Annotated in this window: 33 protein-coding genes, 1 tRNA gene and 1 pseudogene; 16 read left to right on the plus strand and 19 right to left on the minus strand. The window is 41.4% G+C overall.

What is annotated here, in order from left to right; all coding sequences use genetic code 11:
• Positions 1-96: 96 nt before the first annotated feature.
• On the minus strand, positions 97-555 hold the full coding sequence (locus tag AAEZ02_RS12750; protein ID WP_351123384.1) for a hypothetical protein: 459 nt from the start codon (positions 553-555) through the stop codon (positions 97-99).
• Between the two features lie 675 nt (positions 556-1,230).
• Between AAEZ02_RS12750 and AAEZ02_RS12755 the strand changes: the two genes are divergently transcribed.
• Positions 1,231-1,815, plus strand: a complete 585-nt coding sequence (locus tag AAEZ02_RS12755; RefSeq protein ID WP_351123387.1) for a Rha family transcriptional regulator — start codon at positions 1,231-1,233, stop codon at positions 1,813-1,815.
• 167 nt (positions 1,816-1,982) lie between these two features.
• Here the strand turns inward: AAEZ02_RS12755 and AAEZ02_RS12760 are convergent, their stop codons facing one another.
• The 9 genes from AAEZ02_RS12760 to AAEZ02_RS12800 all read right to left on the minus strand — a co-directional run bounded on the left by AAEZ02_RS12760 (position 1,983) and on the right by AAEZ02_RS12800 (position 8,293).
• Positions 1,983-2,378, minus strand: coding sequence for a hypothetical protein (locus AAEZ02_RS12760; RefSeq protein WP_351123390.1), 396 nt, complete (start codon positions 2,376-2,378; stop codon positions 1,983-1,985).
• A gap of 301 nt (positions 2,379-2,679) precedes the next feature.
• Complete coding sequence (locus AAEZ02_RS12765) at positions 2,680-3,300, minus strand: hypothetical protein (protein ID WP_351123393.1); 621 nt, start codon at positions 3,298-3,300, stop codon at positions 2,680-2,682.
• A gap of 123 nt (positions 3,301-3,423) precedes the next feature.
• Positions 3,424-4,041, minus strand: coding sequence for a DUF5677 domain-containing protein (locus AAEZ02_RS12770; RefSeq protein ID WP_351123396.1), 618 nt, complete (start codon positions 4,039-4,041; stop codon positions 3,424-3,426).
• A gap of 690 nt (positions 4,042-4,731) precedes the next feature.
• Positions 4,732-5,100, minus strand: a complete 369-nt coding sequence (locus tag AAEZ02_RS12775; RefSeq protein ID WP_351123399.1) for a hypothetical protein — start codon at positions 5,098-5,100, stop codon at positions 4,732-4,734.
• Positions 5,100-5,345, minus strand: a complete 246-nt coding sequence (locus AAEZ02_RS12780; protein WP_502959591.1) for a helix-turn-helix transcriptional regulator — start codon at positions 5,343-5,345, stop codon at positions 5,100-5,102. The genes AAEZ02_RS12775 and AAEZ02_RS12780 overlap by 1 nt, the downstream gene beginning before the upstream one ends.
• A 27-nt stretch (positions 5,346-5,372) precedes the next feature.
• Positions 5,373-6,647, minus strand: coding sequence for a site-specific integrase (locus AAEZ02_RS12785; RefSeq protein ID WP_351123482.1), 1,275 nt, complete (start codon positions 6,645-6,647; stop codon positions 5,373-5,375).
• Positions 6,648-6,649: 2 nt separating this feature from the next.
• Positions 6,650-6,883: a hypothetical protein gene (locus AAEZ02_RS12790; protein ID WP_351123402.1), complete on the minus strand. Its 234-nt coding sequence runs from the start codon at positions 6,881-6,883 to the stop codon at positions 6,650-6,652.
• Positions 6,876-7,538: a replication protein P gene (locus AAEZ02_RS12795; protein WP_351123405.1), complete on the minus strand. Its 663-nt coding sequence runs from the start codon at positions 7,536-7,538 to the stop codon at positions 6,876-6,878. Before AAEZ02_RS12795 ends, AAEZ02_RS12790 begins: the two co-directional genes overlap by 8 nt.
• A complete protein-coding gene (locus AAEZ02_RS12800; protein ID WP_351123408.1) occupies positions 7,535-8,293 on the minus strand; it encodes a helix-turn-helix domain-containing protein in 759 nt (252 codons plus the stop codon). Before AAEZ02_RS12800 ends, AAEZ02_RS12795 begins: the two co-directional genes overlap by 4 nt.
• A 161-nt stretch (positions 8,294-8,454) precedes the next feature.
• On the opposite strand from AAEZ02_RS12800, the gene AAEZ02_RS12805 reads away from it, so the two are divergent.
• Positions 8,455-8,718 carry a hypothetical protein gene (locus AAEZ02_RS12805; RefSeq protein WP_351123411.1) on the plus strand — a complete coding sequence of 88 codons (264 nt, stop codon included), beginning with the start codon at positions 8,455-8,457 and terminating at the stop codon, positions 8,716-8,718.
• Here AAEZ02_RS12805 and AAEZ02_RS12810 read toward each other — a convergent pair.
• The 5 genes from AAEZ02_RS12810 to AAEZ02_RS12830 all read right to left on the minus strand — a co-directional run bounded on the left by AAEZ02_RS12810 (position 8,694) and on the right by AAEZ02_RS12830 (position 10,997).
• Positions 8,694-9,302: a hypothetical protein gene (locus AAEZ02_RS12810; protein WP_351123414.1), complete on the minus strand. Its 609-nt coding sequence runs from the start codon at positions 9,300-9,302 to the stop codon at positions 8,694-8,696. The two genes, AAEZ02_RS12805 and AAEZ02_RS12810, sit on opposite strands and share 25 nt — an antisense overlap.
• A gap of 316 nt (positions 9,303-9,618) precedes the next feature.
• Entirely contained in the window at positions 9,619-9,837 is a 219-nt protein-coding gene (locus AAEZ02_RS12815; protein ID WP_351123417.1) for a hypothetical protein, read from the minus strand.
• A gap of 83 nt (positions 9,838-9,920) precedes the next feature.
• Entirely contained in the window at positions 9,921-10,124 is a 204-nt protein-coding gene (locus AAEZ02_RS12820; protein WP_351123420.1) for a hypothetical protein, read from the minus strand.
• 2 nt (positions 10,125-10,126) lie between these two features.
• On the minus strand, positions 10,127-10,720 hold the full coding sequence (locus tag AAEZ02_RS12825) for a toxin YdaT family protein (protein WP_351123423.1): 594 nt from the start codon (positions 10,718-10,720) through the stop codon (positions 10,127-10,129).
• Between the two features lie 37 nt (positions 10,721-10,757).
• Positions 10,758-10,997 (minus strand): helix-turn-helix transcriptional regulator, encoded by a 240-nt coding sequence (locus AAEZ02_RS12830; protein WP_351123426.1) that lies wholly within the window; start codon positions 10,995-10,997, stop codon positions 10,758-10,760.
• A gap of 106 nt (positions 10,998-11,103) precedes the next feature.
• Here AAEZ02_RS12830 and AAEZ02_RS12835 point away from each other — a divergent pair, with 106 nt between their 5' ends.
• Positions 11,104-11,832: an XRE family transcriptional regulator gene (locus AAEZ02_RS12835; protein ID WP_351123429.1), complete on the plus strand. Its 729-nt coding sequence runs from the start codon at positions 11,104-11,106 to the stop codon at positions 11,830-11,832.
• A 32-nt stretch (positions 11,833-11,864) separates the two neighbouring features.
• Here AAEZ02_RS12835 and AAEZ02_RS12840 read toward each other — a convergent pair whose 3' ends face one another.
• Positions 11,865-12,284, minus strand: coding sequence for a hypothetical protein (locus AAEZ02_RS12840; protein ID WP_351123432.1), 420 nt, complete (start codon positions 12,282-12,284; stop codon positions 11,865-11,867).
• Between the two features lie 163 nt (positions 12,285-12,447).
• On the opposite strand from AAEZ02_RS12840, the gene AAEZ02_RS12845 reads away from it, so the two are divergent.
• From AAEZ02_RS12845 to AAEZ02_RS12905, 13 genes are all read left to right on the plus strand, one after another.
• A complete protein-coding gene (locus AAEZ02_RS12845; RefSeq protein ID WP_351123435.1) occupies positions 12,448-12,771 on the plus strand; it encodes a hypothetical protein in 324 nt (107 codons plus the stop codon).
• Between the two features lie 135 nt (positions 12,772-12,906).
• Positions 12,907-13,167, plus strand: coding sequence for a hypothetical protein (locus tag AAEZ02_RS12850; RefSeq protein ID WP_351123439.1), 261 nt, complete (start codon positions 12,907-12,909; stop codon positions 13,165-13,167).
• A 327-nt stretch (positions 13,168-13,494) separates the two neighbouring features.
• Positions 13,495-13,656: a hypothetical protein gene (locus tag AAEZ02_RS12855; RefSeq protein ID WP_351123442.1), complete on the plus strand. Its 162-nt coding sequence runs from the start codon at positions 13,495-13,497 to the stop codon at positions 13,654-13,656.
• A gap of 8 nt (positions 13,657-13,664) precedes the next feature.
• A complete protein-coding gene (locus tag AAEZ02_RS12860) occupies positions 13,665-14,000 on the plus strand; it encodes a hypothetical protein (protein ID WP_351123445.1) in 336 nt (111 codons plus the stop codon).
• Between the two features lie 138 nt (positions 14,001-14,138).
• Complete coding sequence (locus tag AAEZ02_RS12865) at positions 14,139-14,648, plus strand: ead/Ea22-like family protein (protein ID WP_351123448.1); 510 nt, start codon at positions 14,139-14,141, stop codon at positions 14,646-14,648.
• The gene (locus tag AAEZ02_RS12870) at positions 14,645-14,911 is read left to right on the plus strand and encodes a hypothetical protein (RefSeq protein WP_351123451.1); all 267 of its coding nucleotides are present in this window, start codon (positions 14,645-14,647) and stop codon (positions 14,909-14,911) included. The genes AAEZ02_RS12865 and AAEZ02_RS12870 overlap by 4 nt, the downstream gene beginning before the upstream one ends.
• Positions 14,908-15,183 (plus strand): PapB/FocB family fimbrial expression transcriptional regulator, encoded by a 276-nt coding sequence (locus AAEZ02_RS12875; RefSeq protein ID WP_351123454.1) that lies wholly within the window; start codon positions 14,908-14,910, stop codon positions 15,181-15,183. Before AAEZ02_RS12870 ends, AAEZ02_RS12875 begins: the two co-directional genes overlap by 4 nt.
• Positions 15,184-15,495 (plus strand): hypothetical protein, encoded by a 312-nt coding sequence (locus AAEZ02_RS12880; RefSeq protein ID WP_351123457.1) that lies wholly within the window; start codon positions 15,184-15,186, stop codon positions 15,493-15,495. It begins immediately after the preceding gene.
• Positions 15,483-15,725: a hypothetical protein gene (locus AAEZ02_RS12885; protein WP_351123460.1), complete on the plus strand. Its 243-nt coding sequence runs from the start codon at positions 15,483-15,485 to the stop codon at positions 15,723-15,725. Before AAEZ02_RS12880 ends, AAEZ02_RS12885 begins: the two co-directional genes overlap by 13 nt.
• Positions 15,722-15,847: a hypothetical protein gene (locus tag AAEZ02_RS12890; protein WP_351123463.1), complete on the plus strand. Its 126-nt coding sequence runs from the start codon at positions 15,722-15,724 to the stop codon at positions 15,845-15,847. Before AAEZ02_RS12885 ends, AAEZ02_RS12890 begins: the two co-directional genes overlap by 4 nt.
• On the plus strand, positions 15,847-16,155 hold the full coding sequence (locus tag AAEZ02_RS12895; RefSeq protein ID WP_351123466.1) for a hypothetical protein: 309 nt from the start codon (positions 15,847-15,849) through the stop codon (positions 16,153-16,155). The genes AAEZ02_RS12890 and AAEZ02_RS12895 overlap by 1 nt, the downstream gene beginning before the upstream one ends.
• On the plus strand, positions 16,139-16,360 hold the full coding sequence (locus AAEZ02_RS12900) for a DUF4224 domain-containing protein (protein WP_351123469.1): 222 nt from the start codon (positions 16,139-16,141) through the stop codon (positions 16,358-16,360). Before AAEZ02_RS12895 ends, AAEZ02_RS12900 begins: the two co-directional genes overlap by 17 nt.
• Positions 16,347-17,363, plus strand: coding sequence for a tyrosine-type recombinase/integrase (locus AAEZ02_RS12905; RefSeq protein WP_351123472.1), 1,017 nt, complete (start codon positions 16,347-16,349; stop codon positions 17,361-17,363). The genes AAEZ02_RS12900 and AAEZ02_RS12905 overlap by 14 nt, the downstream gene beginning before the upstream one ends.
• A gap of 93 nt (positions 17,364-17,456) precedes the next feature.
• Here AAEZ02_RS12905 and AAEZ02_RS12910 read toward each other — a convergent pair.
• From AAEZ02_RS12910 to AAEZ02_RS23735, 3 genes and pseudogenes are all read right to left on the minus strand, one after another.
• Positions 17,457-17,533: transfer RNA gene (locus AAEZ02_RS12910), tRNA-Trp, on the minus strand.
• 104 nt (positions 17,534-17,637) lie between these two features.
• Positions 17,638-18,678 carry a CDF family Co(II)/Ni(II) efflux transporter DmeF gene (dmeF, locus tag AAEZ02_RS12915; protein WP_351123475.1) on the minus strand — a complete coding sequence of 347 codons (1,041 nt, stop codon included), beginning with the start codon at positions 18,676-18,678 and terminating at the stop codon, positions 17,638-17,640.
• Positions 18,679-18,993: 315 nt separating this feature from the next.
• Positions 18,994-20,117: pseudogene (locus tag AAEZ02_RS23735) on the minus strand (IS3 family transposase).
• Positions 20,118-20,200: the final 83 nt, after the last annotated feature.

A 20,200-nucleotide genomic window follows, 5' to 3' on the forward strand; every position in this document is an offset into this window, starting at 1 on the left:
AGATTAACGCCCGCATAAACGGACAAAAATTGTTGGTTATAATGTGAAGCGTAGCGGAACTTAACCAACTGTTTTTGTTCCGATTTAATGCACTTGTTATAACCACCGTTCATTTACAGCTAAATCTTTTTTTGAAAGAGCGACTATTTTTTCTAAGCACTGACGAGAGCTTTGACTAAAAGGGCCATAGATATCTCCTGGGTCAGTTATATTTTCATAATTAATGTTAAATTCAATAAAAGCTGTTAATGCTAACTCAGCATCATTTGAAAAAAGAAATGCGCCCATATCTCTATGCTTTCGTACTTCTCCCCGAGCAACTTTTAGTTCTTGACCAATACTTGCTGGCTCACGAGGAGATTGCTCCCAATTATTATTTCTTGTTTCATAAATAGCAGTCAAATCAGACAAGCTTTCTATTACCGTTTTATAAGCATTTACGCGCATTTCCCACCATTTTTCATGTTTATAACGACGCAACGCCATAAAAGCTCCAAACACACCAGAAATAACACCAACACTTCCAAGTTTGATTAACTCTGTTGCTAAATCCATATAGATGACCTTAGGGGGTTATAACAGCTTATTGAACGGCTCGACCAATAAAGTCGTCCGCTTAAGCTATTGATTAAATTCATGATACATTTCCTATATCTTTGAAGTAAAGCTATTTAATGACTCTTACACTCAAATAAAAAACATAAATTGCACGTTAAAAGTGCCAACATCAAACACAAGAAATAAAAATAATAATATCAACACATTAGAGCAAGACATTACAACGACTAAACGATTGGCTTAGCCATTATTTTTGCTAAGTCTTTAAAACGCATACGCTGTGCTTTAGGCAGTAAATAGCCGTGTGATCATAGGTTCTCGATGACATCATGTTAGCTTTATAAAATGGTTGAAGGGTTATCGTTAACTCACTTAACTGATAACTCATAAGTAAAATTGACAAATGCGCCTAAGTGGGGCGATACTAATTGGGCGTTGGCAAAATCCAATGCCGGGATTCGAACCCCGCTATTTATCTAGGCGCAATAGTCTCCAGCCTTTAGAGCTGGTTTTTTATTGCGTGACTCGGCGCACCACTACTATGGTGAGCTGGGTGAGGCAGCCATTTGGCTGGCCGCTCCTAGATGCGGTAGTTCGAACCTTGCTCAGCTCATCACCCAACGATTCGAACCGTTTGGTGATGAAAACTCACGATATCTAGGAGTGTCACCCATGAACTTACAACAGTCTAAAAATTACCCTGCACAACTCGTTTTTATTAACGGCCAACAAACCATTACCAATTCGCTTATCATTGCCGACTATTTTAGTAAACGTCATAGCCATGTTTTAGATAAAATCGAAGCGATAAAACGCGATGCACCAGAAGAATTTACGTCAACCAACTTTTCGGCTAACGTGCAAAATCAACAGGTTGGCACCAGTCAACGCGATTTAAAGTGTTACCACCTAACCAAAGACGGTTTTATGTTTTTAGTGATGGGGTTTACCGGTGCCAGAGCTGCCGAACTCAAGATAAATTTCATTAATGCCTTTAACGAAGCCCAAAAGCGACTTAGCCGCACTACACATCCGTTTGAGCGTCAGCGCATGTTATTTACATGGGAAGGCGGCAAAATAGTGAGTTCTCAACCGATAGATGATGACCAGTTTGTCACCAGCCGCGATAAATTAGTGCAGTACATGCGCGAACCCCGCTTTTTATCTCTCGAGCAATTGCTAGAAATCAGTGAAGCCGCAAACCAACAAATCGCGACATTAGCAAGACTGGCAGAGAAACAAGCCCGTTTACGATAAAAACCACCGTTAAACGCCCACAAAAATGGCTACATCAAGTAGCCATTTTTTGTTTGGTGCCAACTTTGCTTACGCCTTACTAAGCGGCGCGAAATAGTTGGCTAAAATGTACGAGGAACGAGTGCTAGCCAACTGTTTAGCGTCCGTTTGAGTAACATGTTAGCGAGTTACTCCACCTTTATAATTTCTACACTACCAACTTTTTTACCCTCGGCACTACCACCATGATGGTGATAAGTTCTCCGAAAGAAGAATTCAACTTCAGTATTTTTTGAAATGAGCACAAAGTCTATTTTTGCACGCTTCAAAGTAGTGATTGCTGTTTTAATTGCTTTATAAGGACAATCAAAAATTTGATCATCTTTTTGAAGGTTGCCACTTTGCCTTAAAATCCTTAGTAGGTATTTTCCATTTTCTTGTAAGGTTGATACTTCTTCAAGTTTATCTAAGTAAACCACATTATCGTCATTTGGATCATCAAGTTGTTTTTCTCGACTCGATGAAACAGCAAATGTAATCAATATCATGATTACACCAGCAATAATTGTGAATACTACTTCCACTTGATGTACTCCATGCTGAATTAACTCGCTAACGAGCCTGTAGAATTTCTATTTTAGAAAAAACAGCCTCAGAATTTATTAAAAATTAAGCCTCAAATTGCGTGGCTACGTGAAATATGAGGGAATATTCCACTATAAAGTGAGTTTTACGGGCTGTATGAACACAAAAATCACCCACGATTTTCTACTTTAGAGTAATTCTACAACCTCAACGCCTTACTAAGCGGATAAAAATGGTTGGCTATAATCGCGAAGCGATGGCCAACTGTTTTTATTCCGTTTAAGCAACTAGTTAAATGGCTTAGTTACCAGCTTCAGTTGTCTTTGTTGCTTCTGGTTTCTTAGTTGTTGGTGCAGGTGCTTTTGCCATTTTTGGCACTGAAGCTCCGTCAGTAGCGTAAACTTTTGTCATTTGTGGAATTGATTGGCCATTCGTAGCTAAACTTTTTTTATTGTCAGACATTTCATATACCTCTGAGGTTGTGTTTTTGTTATTAAAATTGGCAATAGAAAATATAATTACAGAAGAAAATGCAAATATAAAAACTACACCAGAAAGTAAATTGCTAATATCCGTGGCTTTCGAAAACCAATGCGGCTTATTGAAAACATCTTCTTGGTCTTCCAAGTAATACTGCTGGGCTAACTCTAGCTGTTTTTTTAATCCTTGGTTGCTAAACATAAACGATAATAATGTTGATATTATTGCTACACCAAAGAAAACCCAAGATAAATAAAGCCAACCGACATATATCGCTTCATTAATTGGAACTATTGTCTTTATAAAAGTTAAAGATATAGCAAGCCCCGCACTTGATAAAGATAATATAGCTTTATCAAACCCTTCGGAATTAGATAGCTCTCTTTTATAAAGCTCATCTTTAAATTCATCGTACATTTTTTGTCGCTCACGAGTCGACATTTGCACCTCTCTTGCCATTTAACGCCTTGCTAAGCGGCAATAAAATAGTTGGCTAAAATTAGCGAGGAACGAGCAAAAGCCAACTGTTTTTTGTCCGTTTGAGCAACTTGTTAGCAAGCTTTATCACTGAAACACTTTAATAAGTGTTATCTCTAATTCAGTTAGAGCCTGCGGTAATGTACTAATACATAAATGAATTTTGGGGTCATCGTCATCTAAATTCAGGCGACTGAACACTGACCGTAGGTTGGAGTGAGAGTCACTACATAGTTCATTGTAAACTGTATCGTAAAAGTCTTTTAAGCCTGCTAAATCAAACTTATTACCAATTTTAATTGGTTTAAATTGATCGCTAAGATCAGCCTTTTCTTTGGCAAGCTGAGCCTTGAACTCTATTAAATCATCAAGTTCAGCAGACTCTTTTAACCACTCTAAATGTTTGGGGTCTAGATTATCTAAGACCTTTATCCATTCTTTCAACCGATTTGATTGTAACCTGTAGCCGTAAGCACGATCCGAGGACAAATTGTGGAAATCAACAAAGGTTTCAGAAAATGTTCGATAGAGAATAGGAATGCCTGATAACTTTCCAGACTCACTAAGAGTAACTATTGCATCAGCTAGATCTAGCAAGCTGGAAGAATATGCCAGCAAAGTATGCTTGTACAAATTTTGTTTATGCAACGGGATCAACCTGTCCACGTCACCTCTAAGATTGATAATTCGTTCCGCCAGACTCACATTACCCCCTTGCTTGCTAACAGCTTATTGAACGGCTCGACCGATAAAGCCGACCGTTTAAGTTATTGATTAATATCATCCTACGTTTTCTATGTCTTTGAAGCAAAGCAATTTAATGACTCTTAGACTCAAATAAAAAACGTAAATCGCACGTTAAAAGTGTCAACATCAAATGTAAAAAAATAAACCAAACAATATCAATACATTAGTGCAACTCTATTTTTATCAACATAGTCCTTTAGACTACTTTTTGTTCACATATTCTTATTATGCCGTCAAAACTCATTATAACTGTATATAAAAACAGTATAGGTCGCGTAAAGGGGGAGGTGATGGCTGACACAAAATATTTAGCAGCAAACTAAAGCTATAGACACAAATATTTAGGCGATCAAAAGTTGCGGTTTAAGATGCTCAAAAGGTGAGTGGAATTGTGCATCATTAAATGTAGGGTAAAACACCATTAATTCATTCACTTAATAGGTTTATTTTTTGGGTGTAATTGATTGGCAGAGATCAAAGCGATAAAACAACAACGTAACCCCCTAAAATCCTCATATGTAGTGAAGCACTGCGCTTTCCCACCCCCGCAGTGCACCGAGCCGGAAGGACCCATTTATTTTTAACCCCAAATGATAATCGCTCTCACTTGAATTGAATCAGCCCAACACTTTGAATTATAGACATAAATCACTCAACTATTTCTATCTCTGCCCTTCTTAACCAATACAAATACGACTTCTTGCTATCGAATCCCATCAAGGCCCACTGCCCTTTGCAGATGTAGTGCACTCTAATGGCCCGTATACATAGCGGCGTTAACCGCTCAATCATCACATCAAACTGCCTTACCTCACGCGGTGGTGTTATCTCGACCACTGCCGAACTACCGTAAACAATCACCTCACCTAACTTGTCGCACTGGCTTCGGTTAGCAAAGCCTTTGCCTCGTTCTTGATATGCCCAATAGTTACCCCAGCGCGTTAACCCATGACGCAACGCTTTCATGTTCAGCGTCACTTGTTGATGCTGCAGCTGCTGCACATTAATCTTCACCATTATTCTTCACCACTAATCACCGCCTTTATTTCTTCAATCCCTACCCGAAATACCTGGTCACATATTGCCGAAACATCATCAAATGGCACTCTCACATAACCCCGTTCCCAACGCTGATAAGTCCGTTCGCTTACCCCATAAATCTCGGCCACTTCGGTCTGGGTTAACCCGCGAATCGTTCGGCCAACTCTCAAAATATTAAACCCGCGTAATGCCATTTCGCCCCCAAAAAACTCTAATTGCATATTCTACTAATAATGATGCAGTGATCATCACAGCCACCCACTCGCAGTCAGGGTTTGACCGTTCTCACTTTCCACAGACGATCTAGGCAATATCTCGGGCGCAACAGAAGAAAACCCACGATAAATTAAATACTGGTGATATTGGTCTAACGCTTGGCTCATGCCCTTATCTAGGGTCGATTTAACGTACTTACGCAGCAAAACAGGCAATGAATGATTAAGCAGACGTTCACCAATCATGGTATCGACACCTAGGTCAGCAACAATGGTCCTGAACAATCGACGCAAATCATGACTCGTAAAATGCTTAAACCTAATCAGGGTATGCCACTCATGAGCGCTGCGGATTGAAATAGCGCCAACATTGCCAGGGAACAAATAAGCACGTTTACCCACATGCTTAAGCTGCCACTTGCGATAATGCTGAATTAACGCCTTAGCCGAATCAGTCATAGGCACCCGATGCTCTTGCTTGTTCTTGGCGTTACTGGCCGGAATAACCCAATAATCCCCTGCAAAATGCTCCCACCGAGCCAAACGAGTTTCGTTAATGCGAGTACCAAACATCATCATCAACACAAATAACATCTGCACCGGCATGACCACTGCACCTAAACGAGTAAACAACTCGGCCAAATCTGACTCAAACAAGCGAGTATCAACCACATCAGCCACCTTAATTGAATACGTCACCCGATAACCGGCAAGCGGATTAGTGTCAATCAAACGAAGCTTTGAAGCCGCAGCAAACACCGATTTAAGCTTATTAACGGCTTCACGAATGTACTTAGGTGAAAACCCGTCAACCAACATCGGCTTAACTAAACTCACGTCAACAGTAATAAAACTCACATTAACCAAACGAACATCAGCCAAACGAGGCAACAAATGACACTTGATCATCGACTTAATATTGCTGCGCCAACTCTTGCTGTAAGTGGTGTTATTGGCAATATGTTCCTGGTACCACTCAAGTAAACTGCCAACCGAATCAAACTGGCCCGTCACCATGCCACCCACATTGCGTTTAGCCAACATCACCGGCAAATCAGCACATAAAGTCTTAATACACATGCTTGGCCAAGTGCCCACCTTTTGCCAAACGGTCTTACCGTTTTCATTCAACACCAAATGAACACTCGCCCGCGTTCGGCCAGCTGCTGCACGTAAACGAATTTCAGGAAACTGCGGATCACGATAATCACGAATAACACCACCGCTTAACCAACGCCTTAACGCCGCATCGTTTAACTTGCCAACCTCAACACCAGATGCCGCCTTTGCCCTCGCCGCTTTAACCATAGTTACGCTACCAACCTGTATTCCCAAGCGGTACACTTTTCTCGACGGCGTTTTTGCTTAACCGACACAGGCAACTCACGCCAGCGGGCACTTAATGCGGTTTCGCTATCGTGAACACCAAACTGGTCAAAACACTGTTGCTGAATCTTATACAGTGTTAAAAACCGATTACTACTCAACACACGACACAAACGCTCTTTTTGAGTTAACGGTTTTTTCTGAATTAAATTACTCATCAGCAGGACTCCTTAAACCAAGATCACGTCTAAATTTTGCTAATGAAGCCCTGCCCTCATTAGGCTCAATGCGGCGGTTAGCGCGAGTCGGTAACGCCTTAGGCAACTCAACATCAATCAACTCACCTTTGCCGTACTTGCGGCATAGAATTTGGTACTGACGAGTAAACATCGTTAGCACGTCTTTTTCTAAGCCCGTCGCAAACAACCAAGATCCGCATTCACGTACCGCCAAGCCAACCACATCGTGGCTCCACTTATGGCCTGCTAAATTATGATAATGACGCTTTGCTTCACGATAAGCCGAATCTAAATCAGGCAAACCATAATCACCCGCAGTTGGTTGGCACCAAGTGGCAAACTGGCGCGGCGATGGCCAAAACTGGCGGTCACCTTGCTCACGACGGGCTCTATTCAAACCCATTTGCACTTGCTCAGTGCTTCTCACTCCTTGCAAAGCCAAGGTCTTTAACCACTCGCCCTTATGAAGCTTTTCGTCAACATCTTTTGGGGCGCCCACCGGAAACAGCACCCGCAACTTAATAAAAACACTATCAACAATCGCCATATCCATAGCCGACGGTTGCTTATTGGTCCGTTCGTTAGCCAGTGCGCCAACTTGGGTCGAATTAATCACTGTTTGAATAGACTTCATATCAACGGGTCCTCTGGGTCAAAAACTGAATCACTCCAATCGGCCTTAACCACTTGCTTAGCAACCAGACCCGCGTTAACCAGCCAATCAAATTCAAAACCAATCCAACAACGGGCAACACACAATCCAAAAACATCATCAACCGAACAACCTGCCTCAACGGCCCTCACCAAATGCGGAGTCAGGCGATTAATCGCAGTTTGGGTTAACTTGGCTTTTTTCTGCTTACGAACGGCCAACCAGTCTTTAAAAGTTTGCTCAGTTGGCAAAGCAGGCCACTTTGAAAAATCAAACGGTGATTTTGAAGATTTGGTGACTACATCTTTTAAAGGTTCATTGACTGGTTCAAAAGAGTGACTGATTCTGGGTGCAGGAGATTCACTAGGGGGTAGTGCAGCAGATTCACTATCTAGTGTAGGAGATTCACTAGGGGGTAGTGCGACAAATTCACTACCTAGTGCAGCAGATGCACCACCTAAACCACTCTGTTGGTCAAAATTTAAATGAAAAACATTAGACGAATTACCTTTAACCCCCTTACGATATTCACGGCGTAATAACCCAGCAGCTTCAAGTTTTTTAACATGGTCCATCACGCTACGGCGGCTAATTTCGCACTGTTCAGCAATGTATTGATAACTTGGCCAACACTCGCCCTGGTCGTTCGCGTTATCCGCCAATTTCAATAACACCAATTTACGCAGTGGATTACCCACTTTCGTTTTCATGGCCTTAACCATCAATTCCATACTCATGCGGGGCACTCCCACGTACTCAATCTAGCAACAGCTAAATTGACGAAACACAAATACTTGATTAACATAATATTGCCTCTCTTTAGGTATTAACCCCGTTCGGTCGCCAAACTTAAGCGGGGTTTCTTATTTCACAGCCAAATTTTAAACAGGATGTTTGAATGAACTTAAATACATACGGAACCATAATTGGCATAAACAAAGAATTTAGCCGCATAGCTGTCAAACTGCATGATGGTGATATAAGCGTCATGGGTGTTGATGAACTATCTGACTTCGCCATTAACCACGTTCTTTATGGACGGCTTAACCAAGAAACAAAGCAGCTCATCTTCAACAAAACAGCGAAAACAGACCATTACATCAACATTGAAGCCACTGGATGTAACTTTGAAACTGCTCATTCGTTTCTGTTTTCAATATAAATACTGAGTGCCAAGTTAGTCCGTAACTGGTAATAAATATCGCGCCGCTTGATGTGTTTGTCTTGATTAACTGGGTCTATTCTTGTTATCTCAATCGAACGCTCGGCACGCTTTTCTTGCATCAGCAAATAACCCAAAAACCAATCCACGCTCACTTGTGGTAACAACAACGTATTTGAATCACCTAACAGCACTTTACTCACAATCTTGACCGCAATAGCCTCTAAGCGGTCTACGTTAACCTCAAGCAATTCGGGTTCACGCTTTAACACATCAATCATTCGGCCAACCTGTGAACGGCTAAAATTATCTAAGGTACTAAACCCATACAAAGTCGATCTATTACGTCTAAAATCGATTTCACACATAGGTGAAGCATCTTTAGCCAAGGCAGCAGCCTTCATCATCAATACGCCAGCCTGAGCAACCAACAATGCAACCTGTGGATCGGCGGCTTCCTCCTGCGTCCTCAAAAAATCCGCAAACTCTGGTGAAATAAGCTCATCACTACTGCCGACTTGACCATGCACCGAACAAGCTTTACCGCCCTCTAAACAACAAATTAAACATTCAGAATCAAACATGGAATTTCCCCTTACATGCTCTAAAGCAACGACGTAAAGGTCGATATTTGACCAAAACCAAATGCTTGAGTAACATGCTATTGCCTCTCTTTAGGTATTAACCCCGTTCGGTCGCCAAACTGAAGCGGGGTTTCTTATTTTTAAAATTCATAACATCACCATCAAGGATGAATCATGGAAAAATACAAACCATCAATAACCGTCGGCGAGTTCAAAAAATGGCTTAGCGACTACCCAGATAACATGCTGCTAGACTTCTCAATGCTTGATTTCAAAAGACTAAAACAGCGCTCACCAACGCTAGTTCAAGTTGAATTTAACCAACAAGTTTATCGAGATAGTACAAACAATGTGGTGGTTGAAAACCTTGCACAATAGCCGCCGCATAGATACCCGCAACTTCTTGTGAGACTGGTGCATAACTTTCGTGAACCTGTTCTCCCAACCATCGGGTGAAAAAGAACTTTTCACCCGTTTTCTCAATAACCCACTTCTCTTTCTTTTCAATCGATTTGTTATCACTTAACTGAGTCATCACTTGCCCCTTTAAACATAAAACAAAACCCAATAGTTAATATCACTGCCAACACAAGCCAAACTAAAATAAATGACCACATATCAACCTCGTTTACGCATCTGTACACTGCGCTGTAAGCGTTCATAATCATCACGACAATCTGCATCACAAAAGCGTTCTACCGTCGGTGACTCGCAATAAAAACAACGTCCCGTTAATGGCGGTAAAATCGGTTTCGGCTTGGTTAATTCACTGGCTAAATGCAGTTCAGCTAATTGATTAGCTTCATCAACGTTATCAGCCATAACTAACCTACCGACGTTAATTTTGATTCAGTCAAATACGGATAATGCTTCTCAAGAATATCCAAAGACATTGATGTCACAGCGCGCGACTCACGCAGTTCGCGGTGAGCGGTTTCAATCTGATGACGACTTGGGTTAATGCCTAAATGAATAACGGCTACTTGCGCATCACAATTCTCTTTGGTTAGCGTTGCTGCCATTTCATACGCACTTAACGACATACCATCGCCAACATAATCAACCACAACCGTCACCCCAACCATGCCGTAAACATCGTTTAAATACCCAATGCGCAACTCGACAGGCATGGCGGCTAATAGTGCTTGCTCTACATGAAATAACCGCTCTGGCACAGCATGTTGTCCTTCATACTGACCAAGCCAACGAAAAATCTTTTGCGCATTCACTCTAGCGTCGTTAAAAATGTCGTCCGAATAGGTAAACGTAATACCTTCCTTAGCCAACACAGTGGCAAGCTTTAAGTCATCAACCGCCTGCACTACCGCAGTAGCCATTGCAGAACGGCTCACCTTGGGCAATTCAAGCCACGCATTAATGGCTTTCATCAATAAATCTAAGCGTGATTTCTGTTTCATGTGTTTATTCCTCTATTTTTATATTCTTATTAAAACGCTATTTAGGGTCCGGAAAAACATCACAGAACTTACATTTAACATTGTGTAAATTTAATGCGTTAATAATTTTCCAACCCGTATTCAAATCAACACTACGTTGACCTAACTCATAATTACCAATAGCGCCTTGCGAAACCCCTATACATTTGCCAAGCGCTTTTTGAGTCAAGTTCGCCGTTTTTCTGTATCGTGCAATGTGGTTCATGAAATCCCTCAAGGAAAAATACAACAGCCCCATTAAACACAAGATGTGTTTAAAAGTAAACACAAATTGAAAAATAAATAATCACAGTTTGTGGTAAAATTAACTCAGCACGTTTCGACTTAAACGAATAGGTAAAATCATGAGTCTTAACCATCGCGTTGGGCAGCACATAAAGCATTTGCGGATAAAATCAGGTATTAAAAGCCAAGCCAAACTGGCTGAGCTTTGTGGCTGGAAATCTCAATCAAGAGTAGGTAATTACGAAGCGGGAAGTCGTACGGTTAGTCCTGCAGACGCAGAAGTATTGGCTAAAGTCCTAGAAGTGGACCCTGCGGAGATTATTTTTGGGATACCAAATGGTAAAAGCCCAACCCTTAAATATCAAGATGAAGCGGCTTTCAGTATTTCAGGTTTTGAGTTCTGGGATAGTGGCACCCCACTCAATGATGATGAAGTAGAGATACCGTTTTATATGGAAGTAGAATTAGCCGCAGGACACGGCATGGCAGAGGCACAACATTACTTGGGCCCCAAATTACGTTTTGCTAAATCAACATTACGCAAATCAAACGTAGATCCAACCAATGCTGCCTGCGTTCGCGTCAGTGGTAACAGCATGGAACCAGTATTACCTAACGGTTCAACAGTGGGCGTAGATACATCACAAACTAACGTGACCGACGGCAAAATGTACGCCATCAACCACGATGGAATGCTACGCATCAAAACACTTTATAAGTTACCTGGTGGCGGCTTGCGGCTTCGCAGCTTCAATCTAGACGAATGGCCAGACGAACGCTACGAAGCTGACGACCTAAAACAAATAACCGTGATTGGTAAAGTGTTTTGGTATTCGGTATTACTGTAAACACCAAGGTTATTACTTATTCATAACCTCGACTAATCTTGCCAATTTACAACAATTCCATCTTGGATATATGCATAACGCTTATAAATACCATTGTTAAAAACCCATTGCTCAGCACCATAGGCTGAGCGATTTATTTTCTGCACTCTTCCCCAGCTAAACTCAAGCGCCTTTACCCTCATGCCAACCTCAACTTTATGATGTTTAATAAGCAGGTTCTCGGCATCACTAAATTCAGCAGGATCATAAGCCACAGCCTCATAAGGTTTGTATTTTTTTGAATTGTCATTCTGAATGACTACGTCAACTGTACTTTGACTAGCCCCTGCATCACACGGCATATCTTGGTAAACCTGCTTACCCTCATTCTCACATTTAAATATTTCTGCGTTAACCGGCAGTGATGTAAGCAACAGCGTAAATGACAAACTCACAATATATTTATCAAACATAACCCCCCCCTAGTCCAGTTCTTATTTATACCAGTATCAATCATTTGGATCATCTAAAACAAAAAACCACAAAATCAAACACAAAATATAAACACGATTTGTGTTGACACAATAAACACAATTTGTGATTATTAGGTCGTACCCAATACCCGAGGACGGCAAAATGATACTGACTAACACACCAAAAACAGACAAAGAACGCGCTGAGCACTTCCACCTGGTCAGCATTCGTTTTGCCTGCTTACTCACCACCAAACAAGACCCAATGGAATGCCCACGAGTACAACAGCGCATCGCAAAGCTTGAGCGTCAACTAATGACATGCAACCCAAGCCAGCTATTTACCAAGCAGTTTGAAAACCGAGCAGGTGAAATCGGCAGCGAACTGGCTATGCGTTACAACTACAACACAGGCCGCATCGCCTTATGGCGCAACACACCATTACATCAAAGCGGCACGTTGTTTCAGCTAAGGGCAAGTGTATGAGCGCTGCCACCGAATACTGCGACAGTGAAATAGCCCCCAACAGAAAGCTAATCCCAAGCGCTGACATTCTGAACCATAAACGACTGACGGCCCTTGCGAACCTTACTCACAATGGGCACTACCGAGGACAGGGAAATGACCCGCGAAACCGAAAATGCACCATCACTGTGGCTTATGGGTTGGGGTTTGTTCGTTATCCAACTCGTGCAGTGGATTGCCGAGGGGATTGCCGCCCAGTTTAGCAATTTGCCTGTTGTATTCGGCCTGTTGCCTTCTGAGCTGATTTTTTTGATAGCGATAGTCCTTCAAGTTGCTTACACGTTCTTTGTAATTACGTTTATCGCGATACAGATTCACAAAGGAAACAAACAAGAACAACAGATTAACGGCAATTAATAGTTTGAATATATAGGGGCTAACGGGTTTATCCAGATACTTAATGATCATCATAAATAACCCCAAAAGCGGTACCGAGGTGATTAGCGTAAACGGATAGCGCCTTTTGATATGACGAAGTAGGCCTCTGATTTTGCGAAGCATATTAAAAACTCGATTGGCTGTGTAGGAACACCAATCGTAGCACGAAGCCCAACGTGATTAAAAAACGGGCACTAATTTAATTAGCACTACCAAGCCCACTACCGAGGACAGGGAAATGATACTAGCGAAAGTTCACACCCCACTACACCAAACAGACAAAGTGTTCCAACTGAGGGCGAATGTATGAGTGCTGCAAACGAATACTGCGATCGTGAAATAGCCAAGTGCAAAGACATGATCCGCACCTGGCCCCATGAAGCACCATGCCTTAAGCGCTTAATAAAAGGCTGGAAACGCACTAAGCAGCAGTTGCAACGCAGCTCAACGTTCAAAAAGGATTTGTAGGGGGTTCTATGTTTTTTGTATTCGGAGTGAGTGAAACATTAGTGAAAAAGGCAGCAGATAAAAAATGCAGTCGATTCACTGGGACTTATCCAAACAGACGAGAGCTGACTATTGATGAATATCAACAAAAGCTAGCTAAAACCCGTGATGAACTGTTTGCCAAAATGAAAGTACAAAAGCTAAGTCACAGCTTATCAACACCTAGTTTAGCCAAGCAATACGCAGAGCTAACCAAAGCACAAGAACAATGCCGTGATATTGAAATTAGATACAGAAAACCGACTGGAACCATTAATCCAAAAACAAAGAAAGACGTTTTGGAATGGGCCACTTACATAGGTTAACAATCGAAGAGAGCAGCGATTATGAAGAAAACAATACCCGCTTTTTTAATTGAAATGTCAAAGCAAATTAATGAGCAGAATAATAGAATGACAGCTCATCCTGTGTGGCAAGTTAGATGCAAAAGGTGGCGGATAACCATGAGTGGTTACTCTGATACTTTTGAATTTGTAGATACGGAGAACGAACATTGTATCGCGGCAACCAACAGAGAAGATGCTGAAATTAATCAGCAGATAATTGATTATCTTGATTGTGATCCTGATGACTTACCAGAAATTCTAGAGACATGGGTTGATGGTGAAATTGATGAAGATCTATCGGGTGAAGATAAGATTAATTACTTTCTTGAACATTTCGATCATGAATATAGTGAGCTAGAAGGCTTTGAACTATTTTGGGTTGAAGAATATGAAGATGTTGTTAAAGGTGCATTTTTAACTGAAGCGGATGCCAATTGGTTTATTCAACGCAAGCAGCATGATTACCCTAAGCTTTATACCTATGTCGAATCAATGTGCTACTGCCCTCAAATGATTGAACTAAGAAACTGGATAATGTCATTGACCAAAGAGTCCGAAAAAGCAAAGCAGTCTAACCATGACGCCATGATCAACAAACTAATTGAAAGTACTGGTGGTGAGATATGAAGCAATTAGATAAAGATCTTAACCCAGTAGAATCAAGCAATGTGTCTCAAGATACCGTAAGACTCATAGAGCAGCTTGAAGAATGGTTCCAAATGAGACGCGATGCGCTTGAGCAATACAAGGGTACTAAAAGCTTTGTTATTGGCGACCAAACTGTCACTGACGAAAGGTTTATTCAAGGTTTAAAAGTAGGTTTGCATGTTGCTTTAGAAACTTTTGGCAAAACACTACCTATCTCAGTTGCCGAGGATGATGAAGAATGAAATACCTAATTCAAGGCGGTGAGTCAGCTGAACGCATTGCATTACTGCTGCGATTCACCAAAATCAGTTCGCCACGAATCATAGCCGCGCTTAATGATCACTTTGTTACAGGCTACCAAGAAACTCGGGCAGCAATACGTAATGGCGTAAAAGAAAGCAACCTAACAAGGGCAATTAACACCTTAGAGGATACTGCACATAACGCAGAAATGCTCAAAGAGCTTGATTGGGTAAAGTTTGGTTATAAGTTTGAATCTAGTGAGGTGGCATAAATGAAATCTAAAGCAGCGTTTAACCATATCTTAGGCCACTATCGCGCCCAAAAATTGGGGTTGCCATTTAATATCCATAGCGGCGACCAAATCAAAGTGGCCATGATACTAGGTGCACTTGATTGTCTTTACTGGCAAGCATTGGGCAATGGCCTGACTAATCTCGCAAAAGGCATTGGCAGAACAATTATTCATTCTTATAAGTACCAAAAAATTAGACTACCTGGTCACCCTATCACGGGCTATCAAGTTAACGGTTACCCAAAGATAGACCTAAAAACGGCTCAAGGCGGTGCAGCATGGTCAAAATAACCAAAACATTCAGCACTAAACAAGGCGTGGTGACGCTATCAACGCCGTTCTTCACGCTAATGCATGACCAGCAACAAATTGAAGTGACTTATAAGCCAGACAATTACAACGGCTGGGGCATGTGCAAAACGTGCAACGCTATTGAAGTCACTGACTTCACTCAAGCAGATGCAGAGTTATTTGCCATCACCGCCGATTCAAAACTTCGTTTACAGGGGTATGCAGCATGAAACAGTCAGAAGCAATCAAACAAGCACTGCGCCAGTGGTACAGCCAGCCCCGTGATCAAGTATATTCATGCCAACAATTCATGAAAGCACTAGCTGAAAAATTAGCTAAGGAAGGCAAGTAATGAGTGCCGCCATTGATATAAATGCTGAACTAATAGAACACTATTATACCAACGAACACCTAAGCGGTGATCAAGTCGCGGCAAAACTGGGCCTTAGCCAATACTCGGTAAAAAAATACCTACGTGAAAACGGCAAGGCCAGAACCAGAAAAGAAGCGACATCAAAAGCCGCACACACATTAAGGCAAAAAGCGGCTAACAATGCGTTGAGCGCATACGACATGCAAGAGTTGCGAGAATGTCGCATATCTACCCTTGCTCTATCATTAATATGTAAAAGGAGATCTGGTGATGTCATTGTTGACTAAAGATGAACTTGAACAACTTAGTGGCCTAACCCAACCGGCTGCGCAAGTTAAATGGTTAAAAACACAAGGCATCAATCACTTCGTTAGAAATGACGGCAGGCCTTCTGTAACGTGGGAATTTGTAAATAACCCACATGGAAGCATGTTAACCAATATCAAACCCGCAAAACCAAATTTTGGAGTATTAACCAATGCGAACGCGTAAACCAGAAGATGCATGGATGCCGCCTTCTGTTTATCTTCATAAACGTGCCGGTGTGCCTGTTAGTTACATCATTAAACGTCGTAACTCAACTAAAGTTCTGTGTAAAATCACAGCAACTAAAGCTGACGTGTGGGAAGCCTTTGAGCGTGAAATTGCTGAAACAAGTTTGGAATATACGGTAAGTCGATTAGTGATCGACTACCTCGGAAGTCAAAACTTTATTGACCTGGCGCCACGAACGCAACGGGACCGAACCCGTGAGCTTGAGCTATTCAGCAAAGTATTTGGCGAAATGAAACCGGAACAAGTAGAACCGTTTCACGTTCGCCAATACATCGACTTACGCGGAAAAACCAGTAAGACACAAGCTAACCACGAATTAGCCGCTGCCAGCGTAATGTTTGCTTGGGGATATGAGCGCGGACTGTGCCACAACAATCCAGCTAAAGGGGTTAAAAAGTTTAAGCTTAAAGCCCGTGACCGCTATATCACCGACATTGAATACAATGCCCTATTGGCATGTGCAGAAACACGGCTAGGGATTGCCTGCGAGATAAGCTATCTATGTGCAGCAAGACAAGGTGATGTGGTCCAGCTTACTTGGGCGCAAATTACCGATGAGGGTATTTACATTCAGCAAGGTAAAACAGGAAAGAAACAAATTAAAGCATGGTCGCAAAGACTGCATGAAGTGATCAACCAAGCAAAAGCATTGCGCAAAGGCGTGGCAAGTATTTACGTGATCAATAAAAATAAAGGCGGGAAACTCTCACAAGAAGGGTTACGCAGCGCATGGAAACGAGCAATGTTAAAACTGGAACAAGAATACCCGCACGTTGAGCGCACGTTTACGTTCCATGACATTAAAGCTAAGGGGATATCAGATTACGAAGGGACAATGTCGGAAAAGCAGCAATACTCAGGGCATAAAACATTAGCGCAAGTAAACACTTATGACAGAAAAGTAAGCGTAGTGCCGACAATTGGCAGTAAAGCGAAGTGAATAAGAATGCAGATTTAAATATTTCTTTTTCTACGTTTTATTCTACAGAATTGAAAACGGCTCGCATATTTCTATGCAAGCCGTTGTTTTATTTGGCAGGGGTGGCAAGACTCGAACTCGCAACCATCGGTTTTGGAGACCGCTGTTCTACCAATTGGAACTACACCCCTGTTGACGAGGGCATTATGCTAAAACCCCCTCCAAAGGTAAAGTACTTTTTTAAATAAACCGTTCAATTGCAGTTTTTTCAGGCAAGTTAGCCATTCTAACTGGTTTATGAGTCGATGATGTTGTTACATGTTGGTTCTAGACATTGGTTAATTTCAACGGTGACATGGCTAAGCTGCGAAAACTTACGCTCAAGTTGTTGCTTTATTTGCACAGCGTTGATGTCATTGTGAACCAAAATCGAAACAATGGCAGCATAATGCTCAGCACTGACCTTCCAGATATGAAGGTCGGTAACAATAACACCATCATGTTCAAGAAATTGCTTAATTTGCGATTTCTGATGTAATGATATTGAACCATCAAGCAAGATTGGACTAGTTTGTTTCATTAATCCCCATGCCCAACGAGTAATAATCACCGCACCGACAATCCCCATTACAGGATCTAAGAAAGTGAGTCCCATATACTTACCAAAGACTAACGCCACTATAGCTAATACTGACGTTAAAGCATCTGCAAGAACATGGAAATATGCAGCTCTTAAATTATGGTCATGATGAGGTTTTGGCTGACTTTTATGTTCATGTTCATGTTCATGTTCATGTTCATGTTCATGTTCATGTTCATGTTCATGTTCATGTTCATGTTCATGTTCAGCGTGATGATGATCATGATCATGGGTATGATGATCTTTCAATAAAAATACACTGACAATATTGACTGTAAGACCAATAAAGGCAACAAAGATAGCTTGGTTAAAATAGATTTGTTCTGGATTAATTATTCTAACTAAAGACTCAATCAACATTATCAACGCAACCATACCTAAAGCAATTGCACTGGTAAAACCACCTAATACACTCACCTTCCCAGTACCAAAAGCAAATTTCGGATTATCAGCATTTTTACGGGAGTATCGATACGCGAATAAGGTGATCATGAACGCTGCGGCATGTGTTCCCATATGCCAACCATCGGCCAATAGTGCCATAGATCCATAAATTGAGCCGGCAATAATCTCGGCTAACATAGTAATGATCGTTAATATAAGAACATAAAGAGTATTTCGCTCACCATCATAGTTATTATGACTAAATTGATGATGATGTTGCCATTGCTTTATAGGATGAGATTGAGGAGTCATATCAGCATTTATGAAGGAGAAATTAAGACTCCATTATTTATGTATTTACTATTAATTATCAAGCCCAAACCATAGAAAGTGATACACCTGTAGCATAAATAACAATAGTAATCGTTATTGTTATTGATAATCCCCCTTTTACTAAAAAGATAAGCAATAAAATCGTTTTCATCTAGTATTTTGTACTTTAATAGGCGTAAGAAAGTGACCAAATGGCTCTGTCGAGGAACTGTCTCTAGCAGGAAGTAGTCAGGGTCATCTAAATCTGTACACAAACTAATGTGGTCAACTAAAACTGTACACAAACAGGCGTTTTTATGCTGCCATTTCGGTTGCTGTTGGAGCCATATAATTGTTATAACTATGACCTCGTTTTGTATCGTAGTGCTTCTGTATATCATTCAGCACATCATGCTTCGTTTCATCAAAACTATTGAAGCCATACTTAGCATCCATTCTATTTTAAAGCTTCTAAAAAACGTTCCCCCAGCAGTTTCCTCGTCGGCTCATACATCGAGTTATCTGATATTTCCACAGAAGGCTAGTGTAGTGACAACTCAGGTCAGAATGAAACACTAGGTTTCTAGGACGCCCACGGTTTTCAAATGCCATTCTTAATGCTGCACAAGTCAAATCGGTATTAGGACTGTCAGAGCACGCCCAACCCACTATCTTTCTCGCGTATAAATCCATTACCACCGCTAAATAGAGCCATTTCGTTCCAGACCAAACATAGGTCACATCACCACACCAAACCTGATTTATTGCTTCAACGTTAAACTGCCGCTTTAACAAATTAGGGGCTATTTTAGATTCATCATTTGCTATCTTGTAACGATGCTTTCTGGGTTGATTACTAATTAGCCCTGCATCTCTCATTAAACTCGCGGCCTTATAACGGCCAACATTTTCACCCAGTTGATTAAGCTGACCTGCTATCGTTCTTGCCCCTGCAGAGCCACGACTATCACGGTGGATTGCAATTGCTTGCTGGCGCAATTTTTCACGCTCAGGTTTCACTAACCCACGGTGTTTGAGATGGTAATGATAGCTGCTTCGCGGTATTTCAAATAAATGGCAAAGCTGTTTGACGATGTTCTGCTCTCTCGATAACGATTCAATTAACGCTATCGTTTGATGTTGTCTTGCATTAAGAGAGCGGTAGCCTTTTTTAGGATGTCTTTCTCCCATTCAATCTTCTTAATTTGCGCTTCAAGCTCTTGAATTCGTTTTTGCTCAGGAGTGATGGCATGAGATGATGGGGTAATACCTTCAAATTCTTGTCTAAGTTGAGTCACCCAACGTCTAATCGCTGTTGGACTTGCCCCTGTAGCCTTGGAAGCTTCACTCGTAGTGTAACCTTGTTTAATAACGAGGTTTGCAGCATCTATTTTAAATTCTGTTGAGTAATACCAATCCGCATTAGACTTTACCCATATTGGCCCAGTCTCGTGTGCACAAACTTTTTACCCTGTCCTTACACTGAATAAACGTATTCCAAGCGCGGCAACACTGTTCAACG

Source organism: Shewanella sp. T24-MNA-CIBAN-0130, from assembly GCF_040310185.1.
In the GTDB taxonomy this organism is placed as follows: Bacteria; Pseudomonadota; Gammaproteobacteria; order Enterobacterales; family Shewanellaceae; genus Shewanella; species Shewanella psychromarinicola.

Coding starts and splice junctions, on each gene's coding strand:
- AAEZ02_RS12750 (WP_351123384.1), bottom strand. CDS start 555: ATGGATTTAGCAACAGAGTTAATCAAACTTGGAAGTGTTGGTGTTATT.
- AAEZ02_RS12755 (WP_351123387.1), top strand. CDS start 1,231: ATGAACTTACAACAGTCTAAAAATTACCCTGCACAACTCGTTTTTATT.
- AAEZ02_RS12765 (WP_351123393.1), bottom strand. CDS start 3,300: ATGTCGACTCGTGAGCGACAAAAAATGTACGATGAATTTAAAGATGAG.
- AAEZ02_RS12775 (WP_351123399.1), bottom strand. CDS start 5,100: ATGGTGAAGATTAATGTGCAGCAGCTGCAGCATCAACAAGTGACGCTG.
- AAEZ02_RS12780 (WP_502959591.1), bottom strand. CDS start 5,345: ATGCAATTAGAGTTTTTTGGGGGCGAAATGGCATTACGCGGGTTTAAT.
- AAEZ02_RS12785 (WP_351123482.1), bottom strand. CDS start 6,647: ATGGTTAAAGCGGCGAGGGCAAAGGCGGCATCTGGTGTTGAGGTTGGC.
- AAEZ02_RS12790 (WP_351123402.1), bottom strand. CDS start 6,883: ATGAGTAATTTAATTCAGAAAAAACCGTTAACTCAAAAAGAGCGTTTG.
- AAEZ02_RS12795 (WP_351123405.1), bottom strand. CDS start 7,538: ATGAAGTCTATTCAAACAGTGATTAATTCGACCCAAGTTGGCGCACTG.
- AAEZ02_RS12800 (WP_351123408.1), bottom strand. CDS start 8,293: ATGAGTATGGAATTGATGGTTAAGGCCATGAAAACGAAAGTGGGTAAT.
- AAEZ02_RS12805 (WP_351123411.1), top strand. CDS start 8,455: ATGAACTTAAATACATACGGAACCATAATTGGCATAAACAAAGAATTT.
- AAEZ02_RS12810 (WP_351123414.1), bottom strand. CDS start 9,302: ATGTTTGATTCTGAATGTTTAATTTGTTGTTTAGAGGGCGGTAAAGCT.
- AAEZ02_RS12815 (WP_351123417.1), bottom strand. CDS start 9,837: ATGACTCAGTTAAGTGATAACAAATCGATTGAAAAGAAAGAGAAGTGG.
- AAEZ02_RS12820 (WP_351123420.1), bottom strand. CDS start 10,124: ATGGCTGATAACGTTGATGAAGCTAATCAATTAGCTGAACTGCATTTA.
- AAEZ02_RS12825 (WP_351123423.1), bottom strand. CDS start 10,720: ATGAAACAGAAATCACGCTTAGATTTATTGATGAAAGCCATTAATGCG.
- AAEZ02_RS12830 (WP_351123426.1), bottom strand. CDS start 10,997: ATGGGGCTGTTGTATTTTTCCTTGAGGGATTTCATGAACCACATTGCA.
- AAEZ02_RS12835 (WP_351123429.1), top strand. CDS start 11,104: ATGAGTCTTAACCATCGCGTTGGGCAGCACATAAAGCATTTGCGGATA.
- AAEZ02_RS12840 (WP_351123432.1), bottom strand. CDS start 12,284: ATGTTTGATAAATATATTGTGAGTTTGTCATTTACGCTGTTGCTTACA.
- AAEZ02_RS12845 (WP_351123435.1), top strand. CDS start 12,448: ATGATACTGACTAACACACCAAAAACAGACAAAGAACGCGCTGAGCAC.
- AAEZ02_RS12850 (WP_351123439.1), top strand. CDS start 12,907: ATGACCCGCGAAACCGAAAATGCACCATCACTGTGGCTTATGGGTTGG.
- AAEZ02_RS12855 (WP_351123442.1), top strand. CDS start 13,495: ATGAGTGCTGCAAACGAATACTGCGATCGTGAAATAGCCAAGTGCAAA.
- AAEZ02_RS12860 (WP_351123445.1), top strand. CDS start 13,665: ATGTTTTTTGTATTCGGAGTGAGTGAAACATTAGTGAAAAAGGCAGCA.
- AAEZ02_RS12865 (WP_351123448.1), top strand. CDS start 14,139: ATGAGTGGTTACTCTGATACTTTTGAATTTGTAGATACGGAGAACGAA.
- AAEZ02_RS12870 (WP_351123451.1), top strand. CDS start 14,645: ATGAAGCAATTAGATAAAGATCTTAACCCAGTAGAATCAAGCAATGTG.
- AAEZ02_RS12875 (WP_351123454.1), top strand. CDS start 14,908: ATGAAATACCTAATTCAAGGCGGTGAGTCAGCTGAACGCATTGCATTA.
- AAEZ02_RS12880 (WP_351123457.1), top strand. CDS start 15,184: ATGAAATCTAAAGCAGCGTTTAACCATATCTTAGGCCACTATCGCGCC.
- AAEZ02_RS12885 (WP_351123460.1), top strand. CDS start 15,483: ATGGTCAAAATAACCAAAACATTCAGCACTAAACAAGGCGTGGTGACG.
- AAEZ02_RS12890 (WP_351123463.1), top strand. CDS start 15,722: ATGAAACAGTCAGAAGCAATCAAACAAGCACTGCGCCAGTGGTACAGC.
- AAEZ02_RS12895 (WP_351123466.1), top strand. CDS start 15,847: ATGAGTGCCGCCATTGATATAAATGCTGAACTAATAGAACACTATTAT.
- AAEZ02_RS12900 (WP_351123469.1), top strand. CDS start 16,139: ATGTCATTGTTGACTAAAGATGAACTTGAACAACTTAGTGGCCTAACC.
- AAEZ02_RS12905 (WP_351123472.1), top strand. CDS start 16,347: ATGCGAACGCGTAAACCAGAAGATGCATGGATGCCGCCTTCTGTTTAT.
- dmeF (WP_351123475.1), bottom strand. CDS start 18,678: ATGACTCCTCAATCTCATCCTATAAAGCAATGGCAACATCATCATCAA.